Source organism: Streptomyces globisporus C-1027 (assembly GCF_000261345.2).
Lineage (GTDB): Bacteria > Actinomycetota > Actinomycetes > Streptomycetales > Streptomycetaceae > Streptomyces > Streptomyces pakalii.
Window position 1 is genome coordinate 4,182,363 of the sequence record NZ_CP013738.1, and the last position, 11,500, is coordinate 4,193,862.

An 11,500-nucleotide genomic window follows, 5' to 3' on the forward strand; every position below is an offset into this window, starting at 1 on the left:
TTTTACGAGTGTGACCCGCCCGTCCCGTTGCCGCCCGCCGGGGAGCGCCGGGTGACGGCCGCGACCGAGGCCATCAGCTCCGCGTCGAGGAACGAGGGGTCGGCCAGTCGGGTGGCGGCGGCGTAGGAGTTCAGCAGCGCCTTGGTGACCCGCAGCGCGGCCTCCGGGCGGCGGACCACCGGCTTCGCCCAGGCGGCGACCGCGTCGTCCAGCTCCGCCTCGGGCACCACCCGCTGGAGCACGGACAGCTCGCGGGCCTCGGCGGCGCCGAAGGCCCGGCCGGTCAGGATCAGCTCGCGGACCCGGGCCGCGCCCACCTCGTGGATCAGCCGGGGCAGCAGCCCGCCCCAGGCGGTCGGCAGCCCGAGCGCCAGCTCCGGCAGCCGGAAGGAGGCGTTCTCCGCGCCGACCCGCAGATCGCAGGCGAGGGCCAGCGCGAACCCCGCGCCGACCGCCTTGCCCTGCACCCGGGCGATGGTCACCGCCCGGCCGCCGGAGAGCGCCTCGCAGACCCGGCGGGCCTTCTCCCCGGCGACCCGGATGCCCCGGCCCGCCGGGTCCTCCTCCAGCCACTGGCCGAACTCGGTACGGTCCCCGCCCAGGCAGAAGTCGTCCCCCGCCGCGCCGAGCACCAGCACCCGCACCTCCGGGTCCGGGACGGCGACGATGTCCAGCAGCTCGTCGAGCATCGCCTCGGTCACCGCGTTCCCGCTCGCGGGCGCGTTCAGCTCCACGTGCAGGACGGCGCCCTCGCGCCGGGTGCGTACCGTCGTCGAGCGGTCGTTCGAGGTCAGGAAGTCGGGCAGCGAGAGCTTCACAGCGCCACGCCCAGCGAGGTGATCCGGCGGAAGACCATCCGGGTGGCGTACTCCGGCGGCCCGGCCGTCCGCAGGGTGGGGAAACGGTCCAGCATCCGTGCGAGCAGGGTCCGCGCCTCCAGCTTGGCCAGCGCCGCGCCCAGGCAGTAGTGCACCCCGCCGCCGAAGGTGAGGTGGCTGCCGCCGCGCAGGATGTCGAAGCCGTCCGGATCCGGGTTCCGCCGCGGATCGTGGTTGGCCGCTCCGTACAGGACGTGGATCATGCTGTCCTTCTTGACGGGGACCCCGGCCAGGACGGTGTCCTCGGCGGCGATCCGGGTGTTGATGTGGATGGGCGGGTCGTAGCGCAGCACCTCGTCCACGGCCGCGTCGATGTGTTCCGGGTACTGCCGCAGCCACGCCCACCGGGTGGGCTCGGTCAGCAGGTGGGTCATCGAGGTGAGCAGCGTCGCGGTGGTCTCCAGCGAGGCGATGGTGACGAACATGGTGAGCCGGTAGAGGATCTCGTCCGCCTTCTCCCGGTCCGGCTCCATCGCGTCCCAGGTGTGGATCCAGCCGGTCAGCACGTCGTGGCGGGGCTCGGCCCGGCGGCGTGCGACCAGCTCGGTGAAGTAGGCGCGCAGCGCCAGGGTCGCCTCGGCGGAGACGGCGAGCTGAGACTTGGTGGGCAGCAGCTCCTGGGCGAACACCTGGTTGTGGGTGATCTCCAGGATGTGCGGGTGGTCCTCGGGCGGTATCCCCAGCCAGGAGCCGACGGTGCTGATCGGCAGCTGCTCGCTGACCGTGGAGACGAAGTCGGCCTCGCCCCAGCGGAGCTTCTCCGCCAGCTCGTCCAGCAGCCGGTCGGCGTCGCGCTCGACGTCGGGGGCGAGGCGTTCGATGGTGGAACGGTCGAAGAGGTTGCCGAGTGAGCGGCGCTGGCAGGTGTGCTCGGGGGCGTTGAGCCGGGCGAGGGTGGTGGTCATCTCCCGGGTCGCGATCGCGTCCCACTGCTTGGAGTCGTCCTGCCTCTCCTGCCAGGCGAGATCCGGGGCGAGCCAGTCACGGCCCCGGAGCACCTGGCTGCAGGTGTCGAACCCGGTGACGAAATAGCCGTTCCACGGAGCCCGGACGACGTCACCCATCGTCCGCAGCTCCGCGAGTATTCCGTACGGTTCGGCCTGGCCTTCGGGTGAATTGAGTCTGCGGAGCAGACCGATGACCGCGCGCCGGCCGTCCGGGTTCCTGCCTGTACCACCAGTGATGCTCACGCAGAGTTCCTTGACCTAGGCCCGGGGTTACCGACCTGAACCTACCCTTCCGGATATCTGCGCCAAGCATCGATCTCTGTTGCCCCCGTCACATGCAATCGTCGCAAATGCCCGTTCTCGCACGCGAATTGTCGGGCTGTGAGTCATACGCGGAACACGTCCAGGAACGAACTCCACCAGCCCTTCTGCTTCTTGGCCGGCCCTGCTGCGTGACGGGGTGTCACCGGCGCCGCGGAGGTGGCGCTCCGGTACGGGTCGGAAAGCTGGGCCGAGGTCTGCGCCGGCGGCTGCACCCCGGCCGCCGTACGCCGCGCGGCGGTCGGGGTGAACCGTACGGGCAGCGCGACCAGGGCCCGGTGGAACGGGCCCGGACGCCAGGCCACCCCCGAGGCGGGCACGGCCAGCGCGAGGTCCGGGACGGTGTTGAGGATCTTCTCGATCGCGGTCAGCGCGATCAGCGTCGCGGGCGACTTGGCCGGGCACACGTGCGGGCCCGCGCCCCAGGCCAGATGGGCGCCCTTGCTGAGGGTCTGGCGGGCGTCGGTGAGCCCCGGGTCGCTGTTCGCGGCGGCGAAGCTGATCAGCACGGGCGTCTCCGCCTTCAGCACCACCCCGTCCAGCTCGATGTCCCGCACCGGGTAGTGCGTGGCGTAGTTGGCGATCGGCGGGTTGTTCCACAGGACGTCGTCCAGCGCGTCCTCGACGAGCATCCCCGAGCCGCGCCGCTCGGGCGCGCCAGGCTGCTCGCCGGCGAGCATCAGCAGCAGCGCGTTGCCGATCAGATTGCGCTCCGGCTCCACGCCCGCGCCCATCAGCATCACCAGCTGGTCCTTCAGCTCCTCGTCCCGCAGCCCCGCCGGGTGCTGGATGAGCCAGGAGGTGATGTCGTCGCCGGGCTGGCGGCGCTTGATCGAGACCAGCTCCATCAGGCACTCGGTGAGCTCGGCGTTGGCGCGCAGCACGTCCTCGCCGTCGAAGATCGCGGACATCGAGCGGGTCAGCCGGTCGCCGATGTCACCGGGGCAGCCGAAGAGCTGGTTGAACAGGAGCAGCGGCAGGAGCTTGGCGTACTCGTTGAGCAGGTCGGCGGTGCCGCGCTCGATGAACTGGTCGATCAGGTAGTCGGCGATCCGCTCGACGTCCCGGCTCAGCCGGCTGCTGTTGAGCCGGGCCAGCGACTCGGTGACCGCCTTGCGCAGCCGCAGGTGCTCCGCGCCGTCGGTGAACAGGCAGTTGGGCCGGTAGATCATCATCGGCAGCACCGGGCTGTCCATGGGAACGGCGCCCTCGCGCAGCGCGGCCCAGCGCCGCGAGTCCCGGGCGAACAGCGCCGGGTTCTGGAGGACCCGCAGCGCCGCCTCGTGCTGCACGATCAGCGTGGCGTCCACCCCGGGGGCCAGCTCGATGGGCGCGGCGGGGCCGTGGGTGCGGGCCGCGTCGTAGAAGCGGTGCGGATCGGCGGCGAACTCCGGTCCGTACAGCGACGTCTGCTGCTGGTGCATGGGGCACCCGGCGGGGGCGCTGTACGGGGTGGCTCCCGGCTGCGGATCCATGGCGGCTTCCTCGGTGTGATCGCGGGGCCGTCGTGGCCCCGGCTTCGTATACGTCTACGTCGTGGTGTGCGCGTCGGGCCGCGTACGCGTCAGGTCGCGTGCGTCAGGAGGTGGCGGACCAGGGTGATCAGGGCGTGCGCGGAGGACTTCTGGTCCCGGGCGTCGCAGAAGACGACCGGGGTGTCGGGCAGCAGGTCGAGCGCCTCGCGCAGTTCGTTCTCGGCGTGCTGCGAGTACGGGTCGAAGCTGTTGACGGCGACCGCGTACTCCAGCCCGTACGTCTCGACGAGGTCGATGACGGGGAACGTGTCGGCGAGCCGCGCCGGGTCGACCAGGAGCAGCGCGCCCAGCGAACCGCGCGCCATGTCCTCCCACAGCTCCACGAACCGCTGCTGCCCCGGCGTACCGAACAGGTAGAGCACCAGCTCGTCGCTGAGGGTGAGCCGGCCGAAGTCCAGGGCGACCGTCGTCGTCGTCTTGTCGGGCGCCCCGCGCAGATCGTCGACCTGGGCGGCGGCCTGGGTCATCCGCTCCTCGGTGCGCAGCGGCGTGATCTCGGACAGGGTGCCGATCAGCGTCGTCTTGCCCACCGCGAAGTGCCCGACGACGAGGATCTTCGCCGCGCGCTGGACCGCGTCCGGCACATAGATGCTCTCAGCCGAACCGGACTTGGAGTCCATGCAACACCTCTTCGAGGATCTTCCTGTCAACGAGCTGGGCCGGCGGCGGCGCCTTCCGGCGCAGCAGGTGTCCCTGCTGGTGTAAATCCTGGAGCAGGAGACGGGCCACCCCGACCGGCAGGCCGAGGTGGCCGGCGACCTCGGCCACCGAGAGGTAGCCGCCGGAGCACAGCTCCCAGATCGCCCTGACCTCGGGGCCCGGGTTCGGCGGCGGCTGGCTCTCGGGGGCGAGGGTGACCAGCGTGACGAGGGAGAGATCCTCCGCGTCGGGCAGCCCCCGCCCGCCGGTGATGACATAGGACCGGACGAACCCGCTGCTGACCTGCTGCTCCTCGCCCGGCGCCGTCATATCTCGCTGTCCGCGGTGCGGCGGGGCGGCGTGGTCATCGCCTTGCCCAGTGCGGTGACCTGCTGCTGCATGCGGAAGGACATCGCCTCCATGTCCACATCGGCGGCGGCGGTGGCGGCGAGGTAGGCGCCGGTGCCGGCGGCGATCAGGAAGATCCAGCCGTCCTCGTACTCCAGGAGCGTCTGCCGCCATCTGCCCGGGTCACGGGTGCCGATGAAGGGGGCGACGGCCCGGCTGAGGGACTGCATGGAGCTCATGGCCGCGGCGACGGTCTCCGCGTCGTCCCGGCCGATCTCGCTGGAGTTGGCGAGCAGCAGGCCGTCCGCGGACACCAGGATCGCGTGCCGGGCGCCGGGTACCTGGAGCAGGTCGTTGAGTACCCAGGACAGATCGGGGTTCACTGGAACTCGGGTCCTTCCGTCGTCGTCGTGTCGCGTCCGGACCGGGTGCCGCGCTGGAACGCGCCGAGCCGCGACGCGGTCTCCTCGTTGCTGCGCGCGGGTCCCGCTTCGGCCGAGGGCACCGCGGAGACCGGGCTCTTGCGACGACGCTTCGGCAGACCGCCGGCGGTGGTGGTGATCTGGGCGAGCGGCTGGGTGGCGGTGTCCGGCTGGGGAACGGGCGGGAAGAGCGGGGTCGGCGCGGGGGCCGGGCTCGGGGCCTGCGCCTGGTGCTGGGGGTGGGGCTGGGCCTGGGAGTGTGCCCGGGCCTGCCACTGGTCCGGCTGCCGGACCTGCGGCGCCGGGGAGAGCGCCGCTTCGGGGGCCTCGGCCGGCGCTGCCGCGGGCGGCGCCTCGGTGGTGAGCAGTTCGTCGGGGATGAGGACCACCGCGCGTACGCCTCCATAGGGGGAAACGGAGTCCACCGAGACCCGGAAGCCGTAGCGGGCGGCGAGCATCCCGGAGACGGCGAACCCGAACTGCGGCGGAATACCGAGGCTGGAGACGCTGATCGCGGCCTGGGGGGAGAGGAGGGCCGCCGCGCGGTCCTTCTCCTCCTGGCCCATGCCGAGACCGGCGTCGTCGACGATGAGGCAGACACCCGTCGGCACGGCCTGGATGTTGATCTCGACCGGGGTGCCGGGGGCGGAGTAGTTCGTGGCGTTGGCGAGCAGCTCGGCGAGGACCACGGCGACCGGTTCGACCGCGCGGCTGACGACGGAGAAGTTCACCTGGCCGTTGACCCGGACCCGGTCGAAGTGCCGGATGCGGCCCTGGGCGCTGCGGGCCACGTCGAAGACGGAGGCCACGGTCTCGCGCCGGCCGAGCCAGCCGCCGCAGAGCACGGCGATGCCCTGGGCACGCCGGCCGAACTGGCTGTTGGCGTGGTCCATGGCCATCAGGTCGGCGAGGATCCCGGGGTCGTCGCCGTACTTGCGCTGGGCCTTCTCGATCACGACCTGCTGCTCGTCGGCGAGGCCCTGGAGGGTGCGGACGGCCGCCTTGAGGACGGCCTTGGTCTCCTCCTCGGCGTCCTTGCGGACCTCCGCGAGTTCGGCGGACTGACGCTGGAGCAGAGTGTTGTGGACGACGTGGAGTTCGTCCCGCTGGTGGAGGAGGGCGTCGCGCTCCTGGCGCAGCTCGGCGTGGTTCCTGCGGAGCTTGACGTTGGTCGCGCGAGCGCGCAGAACGGCACCCACGGCGACCAGGGCTACGACCACCAGCGCCCAGACGAGAGGGCCCTGTGCAAATGTCATGAGACTCACTTCAAGTGCCATGGCGGAAACGGCTTGACACCCCGTCAGGCGGCACGCGACCAGGGCTCGTTCGCCGCGACCGTGCGCCGCTTCGGGAGGTGCCCCTCCGAAGGTGGGGCCGAGGAATCCATTCCTCCCGGAATGCCCCCATACGCCATCAGCCCACTGGAAGTAAGATGATCTTATCACCGGCTGCGCGACGAGAAGTCAAGGCCGCCACGCCCGTCGCCACTTGACGCAGAATGTTCACGTTGCGGAGATGTGGAGGAGGGGGTTCCGGCCGGACTCCCTTCATGCGGTGGCGAGTTGGGCACACGGGAGCGCGATATCCGATCCGGCCCCGGTGTGCGGTGGGTCAGCCCGGCGAACCGGTGGACGTCCACGCCTCCCTGTACGGGAAGGCCCCGGCACCCGGCGGCGAGGACGACGGCCTCGGCTGCAACACCGCGATCCTGGTCGCCCCCGACGGCACCCTCGCCCAGCGCACCCGGAAGACCCACATCCGAACCGCATCCGCGCCGAGAACGGCCTCACCTTCTACGGCGGCTCGTTCATCGTGGACCCGTACGGCCGCGTCCTGGCCCAGGCCCCCCGCGACGAGCCCGCCGTCCTCGTCGCGGACCTCGACCTGCACGTCCGCCGCGACTGGCTGGAGCTGTTCCCGTTCCCGACCACCCGCCGCCCCGACGCGTACGGCCCGCTCACCGGGACCCGCTGACCCGCCGGGCCGGAAAACCCGCGTCGCGGGCGTACAGCACCACCGCGATCACCGGCAGCAGGAGCAGCAGGACGGTCCACGGGAGCGACGTGCTGCCGAGGGTGTCGAGGAGGAGGCCGCCGAAGAGTCCACCGGCGGCCATGGCGGCGTTCCAGAGCGTGACCAGCATCGCCTGGGCGGCGTCGGCGGATTCTCCGCCCGCGTCGCCCACGGCGGTCTGGAGCAGGGTGGGGATGCCGCCCCAGCCCAGGCTCCACAGCACGGCGGCCGCGTGGACGAGCGCTGTGGTGTCGGAGAGTACGGCCAGGATCGCCGCGGCGAGCGCGACCAGCGGGGCGCCCGTGACGGTGAGAGCGCGCAGCCGGTGGTGGATGACACGGTGCGCGAGGCCCGGGCGCTGCTGGGCCTACCGGCCCCGCCGTCCACGAGGCGAGCCGCGCCCTGATCGCCGTGATCCGGGCGGAGCTTCCGGCGGAGGCGAACAGGGCGCAGAAGCAGCCCAGCTGAAGGTCAGTGCAGCGTCTTCAGCATCTCCGCACCGAACGGCGTGATGTCGGCGGTGCGCCCGCGCAGGGTCTTCGACGCCCACTCGGGATCGGCGATCAGCGCCCGCCCGACGGCGACCATGTCGAACTCGTCGCGCTCCATCCGGTCCAGCAGCTGCTCGATGCCGGTGACGCTGGAGTCGTTGCCCTGGAAGGCGCTGAAGAAGTCGCCGTCCAGGCCGACCGAGCCGACGGTGAGGGTCGGCCGGCCGCTGATCTTCTTCACCCACCCGGCCAGGTTCAGGTCGGAGTCCTCGAACTCCGGGAGCCAGTAGCGGCGGGTGGACGCGTGGAAGACGTCGACACCGGCCTCGGCCAGCGGCGTCAGCAGGGCGTCCAGCTCCTGCGGGGTCTCGGCGAGCTTCGCCTCGTAGTTGTCCGACTTCCACTGGGACATCCGGAAGAAGAGCGGGAAGGCGTCGGACACGGCGGCGCGGCAGGCGGCCACGATCTCCGCCGCGAACCGGGTGCGGGCGACCAGGTCCCCGCCGTAACCGTCGGTACGCCGGTTGCTGCCGGACCACAGGAACTGGTCGATCAAGTAGCCGTGGGCGCCGTGCAGTTCGGCGCCGTCGAAGCCGAGGCGCTCGGCGGCGGCCGCCGCGTCGGCGAAGGCGCCGATGACGTCGTCGAGGTCCTTCTGCGTCATGGCGCGGCCCTTGGGCTCGCCGCTGAGGGAGATCCCCGAGGGCCCGACCGGCTCGGCGTCCGGGACGGGCCCGGCGCCCTCGGTGCGGGTGACGCCGACGTGCCACAGCTGCGGGATGATCGCGCCGCCCGCCCGGTGCACCGAGTCCGCGACGTCGGCCCAGCCCGCGAGCGCGGCCTCGCCGTGGAAGCGCGGGACCCGGTCGCTGGTGCCGGCGGACTCGTGGTCGACGTAGGTGCCCTCGGTGATGATCAGCCCGACGTCGGCGGCGGCGCGGCGGGTGTAGTAGTCCGCCACGTCCTGTCCCGGAATGCCGTCCGGGGAGAACTGCCGGGTCATGGGCGCCATCGCGATCCGGTTCCGGGCGGTGAGCCCGCGCACCGAGAACGGCCGGGAGAGGGCGTTCGCGGCACGGTCGGCGGCGCTCACGACGTCCGCCGCGCCCGTCGTGTTCGCCGTCGTCGCGTCTGCTGTCGTCGTGTCTGTCACGTCGGTGTCCTGTCCGTAGCCGGGGGTGTCCACCCGGGGCCAACACGTCCGGGCCGCGTGGACATCCCGGCTTCGGCCGCGATGACGGTAAAGAGTGGGCAAAGAACGGAGTCACCCTCCGGTGACCTGGCCGGATCGGGTCACCCGGGTTCGCCGGCGAAGGTCGGGGCCAGTGCCGCCCGCAGCCGCCCGGCGAACTCCTCCCCCCGGCCCTCGAAGGCCGGGTACTCCCCGGCGAAGTGATGCCACTCGACGTAGCCCAGCGCCTCGTCCAGGTCCTTCCGTCCCACCCGCGTCCGCCCGGTCTCCGGCCACTCCCCGCTCAGCCGGAACACCTCCTGGAGCAGGTCGAAGGGGAGCGGGTGCCGCTCCGCGAGCAGGGTCGCGTCGTAGAGGTCCTTGCCCTGGGCGTACCTGTCGTTGATCAGCCACATCACCTTCCAGGCCAGGGAGAGCGCGGGCGTGGCCCCGTACAGGACCGCGCCGGACGGCAGGACGATCCTCTCGGGCGGCTCGGGCAGCTGCTCGCCGAAGACGAAGTCCAGCTGCACCCAGCCGCCCGGGGTGCCGGGGGCCTCCCAGGGCAGCATCATGCGGCGGCCCGGCACCCGCTCGTACGTCCAGATGTCCTCGCACACGGCCTCGGCGGCGTGGAGCAGCACCCCGTGGGCGCCTCGCGCGGCCTGTGCCTCGGCGGCGGCCGCGACCCCGGCCAGCAGGTCCGCGGTCCGCCCCTCCTCCATCCGCCACGACGCGGGGGCGACCACGAAGTCCAGGTCACCCGGCTCGCGGGCCTCCTCGCCGAACCACAGAGCCATGAGCACGCTCCCGCGCACCACCAGCGCCTCGGCCCACGGGGAGCCGGCCACGCCGTCCCGTACGGCGGCGAGCACCGCGGCCCGGGCCCGCTGCCAGGCCCGGGTGGCCGCGGGGGAGGGGAAGACGGGGTCGGCGGTGCGGAAGGCGTTCGGGAACTGCTTGAGCGCGGGGTCGAAGACGATGCGCTGCACGGCGTCGTCGTCCATCACCCGCACCATCGTCCCCGGCACGGCGTCCAGGAAGCGGCGCCGTGCGTCGAGACCCGCGGAGGGGCGGACGGGTTCGGCCGCCGGCACCACCGTGGGAAAGGGCGGGCGCTGCTCGCTGCTCATGTCGCCTCCAGCCATCCTTCGTCCAGCTCCGGACCGCTGTCCAGGAGCACGTACTCCCGCTCCACGTCGACCACTTCGTATCCGTGCGCGGCCAGCTCCGCGAGCAGTACGTCCAGCGCCAGTGCCGCGCGCCGGTCGCCCGTCCGGTGGCAGCGCTGGGTGACGAAGCGCTCCTCCCGCCCGTCCGCGCGTACGCGGCGCGCGTTCCACGAGACGTGCGCCCCGTGCCGTACGGCCACCGCGACGAGGGCGGCCCGGCGACCGTCCGCCGCGTCTCCGTCCGCTCCGTCCGCCTTGTCGAGCAGAAGCTTCACGTGGTGCTCGAAGTGCCGTCGGCCGTGCGGATGTTCACTCCCCACGACATCGGCGTCGTCGCGCGGGACCTCCGCCGCCCGCGGCGCGCACTCGACCTTCACGCGCGCCACGGCGAACCCGTCCCCGGCCAGCGCCGCCCCGGTCGCGCGGACGGCGGCGAGCTCGTCCTCGTAGGACGGCCGGCTCCCGCGCAGCGTCAGCATCGGCTGGGAGGCCGTGCGGCCCCGCGCCAGCGCGATGTGCGTGAACTTCACATCGGGCCGGAGGGCGGCCCAGCGCTCCAGCCTGCGCAGTTCGTCGCCCGCGCACAGCACGGTCATATGGCTCTCGTACACCGGGACAGCATGCCGCAGCCGATGCGAACGGGCACGCGCATACCCGGGCGCCGGGCTGCACGCTCAGGGCCCCGGGTGCCGGGTGCGGGCCTGGCGGTGCCCATGACATCCGTCATGTGGATCCATGACAGTCGGCATCCCGCCGGGCGTCCGTACCCGGGCAGGTTGGAGTGACGACGTTACGCACACGATCACGGAGACCGCCGGAGCGATGGGGACCACCGCATCGCCCGGCGACGACAGGGGAGTTGATCTCGCACCATGACGGCAGTACACCCCTCCCGTACCGGGCCCGACGCGCAGGAGCCGGGCAGCACGCAGGGAAGGCACGGGAAGCGGCAGACCACGCTGGAGCAGCTGGGCGGACCGGCCGGCCTGGTGTACACCATGGTGCCGGTCACCGCCTTCGTCGTCGCCAACGCGGCGTTCGGCCTGACGGGCGCCATCGTCACCGCCCTCGGCGCCGGCCTCGCGATCACCGTGCTGCGCCTGGTCCGCAAGGAGCCCCTCCAGCCGGCCCTGTCCGGCCTGTTCGGCGTCGCGGTCGCCGCGTTCGTCGCCTGGAAGACGGGGTCGGCCAAGGGCTACTTCCTGCTGGGCATCTGGTCCAACCTCGCGCTGGCCGCGGTCTTCCTGCTCTCGGTGGCGGTACGCAGGCCACTGGCCGGAATCGTCTGGGGCGCGCTCAACGGGACCGGTACGGCCTGGCTGCGCGACAAGCCCTCGCGGCGCGCCTACGACATCGCCACGCTCACCCTGACCGCCGTCTTCGCCGCCCGGTTCGTCGTCCAGCAGTGGCTGTACGACGAGGACCGGACCGGCTGGCTTGCCTTCGCGAAGCTCGCCATGGGCTATCCGCTGCTGGCCGTGGGCCTGCTCGTCGTCCTGTGGGCGGGCCGGAGTTCGGCGAAGCGGCTCAAGAAGGCGGAAGGACCGGCGGCCCGCTGAAGAG

The 11,500-nt window shown here is 72.2% G+C and carries 11 protein-coding genes and 2 pseudogenes; 2 read left to right on the top strand and 11 right to left on the bottom strand.

All coding sequences use genetic code 11. From position 1 onward, the window contains the following. Positions 1–2 precede the first annotated feature (2 nt). The 7 genes from WQO_RS18225 to WQO_RS18255 all read right to left on the bottom strand — a co-directional run bounded on the left by WQO_RS18225 (position 3) and on the right by WQO_RS18255 (position 6,346). Complete coding sequence (locus tag WQO_RS18225) at positions 3–818, bottom strand: enoyl-CoA hydratase/isomerase family protein (RefSeq protein WP_058954026.1); 816 nt, start codon at positions 816–818, stop codon at positions 3–5. Continuing rightward, the gene (locus WQO_RS18230) at positions 815–1,942 is read right to left on the bottom strand and encodes a cytochrome P450 (protein ID WP_010063109.1); all 1,128 of its coding nucleotides are present in this window, start codon (positions 1,940–1,942) and stop codon (positions 815–817) included. Before WQO_RS18230 ends, WQO_RS18225 begins: the two co-directional genes overlap by 4 nt. Positions 1,943–2,211: 269 nt before the next feature. Continuing rightward, the gene (locus WQO_RS18235; RefSeq protein WP_079055569.1) at positions 2,212–3,621 is read right to left on the bottom strand and encodes a cytochrome P450 family protein; all 1,410 of its coding nucleotides are present in this window, start codon (positions 3,619–3,621) and stop codon (positions 2,212–2,214) included. A gap of 89 nt (positions 3,622–3,710) precedes the next feature. Then, entirely contained in the window at positions 3,711–4,301 is a 591-nt protein-coding gene (locus tag WQO_RS18240) for a GTP-binding protein (protein ID WP_010063111.1), read from the bottom strand. Beyond that, positions 4,276–4,650: a DUF742 domain-containing protein gene (locus tag WQO_RS18245; protein ID WP_010063112.1), complete on the bottom strand. Its 375-nt coding sequence runs from the start codon at positions 4,648–4,650 to the stop codon at positions 4,276–4,278. The genes WQO_RS18240 and WQO_RS18245 overlap by 26 nt, the downstream gene beginning before the upstream one ends. Then, entirely contained in the window at positions 4,647–5,051 is a 405-nt protein-coding gene (locus WQO_RS18250; RefSeq protein WP_010063113.1) for a roadblock/LC7 domain-containing protein, read from the bottom strand. Before WQO_RS18250 ends, WQO_RS18245 begins: the two co-directional genes overlap by 4 nt. Next, on the bottom strand, positions 5,048–6,346 hold the full coding sequence (locus tag WQO_RS18255) for an ATP-binding protein (RefSeq protein ID WP_010063114.1): 1,299 nt from the start codon (positions 6,344–6,346) through the stop codon (positions 5,048–5,050). Before WQO_RS18255 ends, WQO_RS18250 begins: the two co-directional genes overlap by 4 nt. A gap of 371 nt (positions 6,347–6,717) precedes the next feature. Between WQO_RS18255 and WQO_RS35165 the strand changes: the two are divergent. After that, positions 6,718–7,064, top strand: a pseudogene (locus WQO_RS35165) (nitrilase-related carbon-nitrogen hydrolase); the annotation flags it as partial. On the opposite strand, the pseudogene WQO_RS35170 reads toward WQO_RS35165, so the two are convergent. The 4 genes and pseudogenes from WQO_RS35170 to WQO_RS18275 form a co-directional block, all read right to left on the bottom strand. Further along, positions 7,048–7,437, bottom strand: a pseudogene (locus tag WQO_RS35170) (MFS transporter); the annotation flags it as partial. The pseudogenes WQO_RS35165 and WQO_RS35170 overlap by 17 nt on opposite strands. Before the next feature lie 137 nt (positions 7,438–7,574). After that, a complete protein-coding gene (locus tag WQO_RS18265) occupies positions 7,575–8,687 on the bottom strand; it encodes an NADH:flavin oxidoreductase (RefSeq protein WP_058954210.1) in 1,113 nt (370 codons plus the stop codon). Between the two features lie 200 nt (positions 8,688–8,887). Next, positions 8,888–9,898 carry a nucleotidyl transferase AbiEii/AbiGii toxin family protein gene (locus WQO_RS18270; RefSeq protein WP_010063121.1) on the bottom strand — a complete coding sequence of 337 codons (1,011 nt, stop codon included), beginning with the start codon at positions 9,896–9,898 and terminating at the stop codon, positions 8,888–8,890. Further along, positions 9,895–10,533, bottom strand: coding sequence for a hypothetical protein (locus tag WQO_RS18275; RefSeq protein WP_010063122.1), 639 nt, complete (start codon positions 10,531–10,533; stop codon positions 9,895–9,897). Before WQO_RS18275 ends, WQO_RS18270 begins: the two co-directional genes overlap by 4 nt. A gap of 276 nt (positions 10,534–10,809) precedes the next feature. Between WQO_RS18275 and WQO_RS18280 the strand changes: the two genes are divergently transcribed. Then, positions 10,810–11,496: a DUF3159 domain-containing protein gene (locus WQO_RS18280; protein WP_010063123.1), complete on the top strand. Its 687-nt coding sequence runs from the start codon at positions 10,810–10,812 to the stop codon at positions 11,494–11,496. Positions 11,497–11,500: the final 4 nt, after the last annotated feature.

Coding starts and splice junctions, on each gene's coding strand:
- WQO_RS18230 (WP_010063109.1), bottom strand. CDS start 1,942: ATGGGTGACGTCGTCCGGGCTCCGTGGAACGGCTATTTCGTCACCGGG.
- WQO_RS18235 (WP_079055569.1), bottom strand. CDS start 3,621: ATGGATCCGCAGCCGGGAGCCACCCCGTACAGCGCCCCCGCCGGGTGC.
- WQO_RS18240 (WP_010063111.1), bottom strand. CDS start 4,301: ATGGACTCCAAGTCCGGTTCGGCTGAGAGCATCTATGTGCCGGACGCG.
- WQO_RS18245 (WP_010063112.1), bottom strand. CDS start 4,650: ATGACGGCGCCGGGCGAGGAGCAGCAGGTCAGCAGCGGGTTCGTCCGG.
- WQO_RS18255 (WP_010063114.1), bottom strand. CDS start 6,346: ATGACATTTGCACAGGGCCCTCTCGTCTGGGCGCTGGTGGTCGTAGCC.
- WQO_RS18270 (WP_010063121.1), bottom strand. CDS start 9,898: ATGAGCAGCGAGCAGCGCCCGCCCTTTCCCACGGTGGTGCCGGCGGCC.
- WQO_RS18275 (WP_010063122.1), bottom strand. CDS start 10,533: ATGACCGTGCTGTGCGCGGGCGACGAACTGCGCAGGCTGGAGCGCTGG.
- WQO_RS18280 (WP_010063123.1), top strand. CDS start 10,810: ATGACGGCAGTACACCCCTCCCGTACCGGGCCCGACGCGCAGGAGCCG.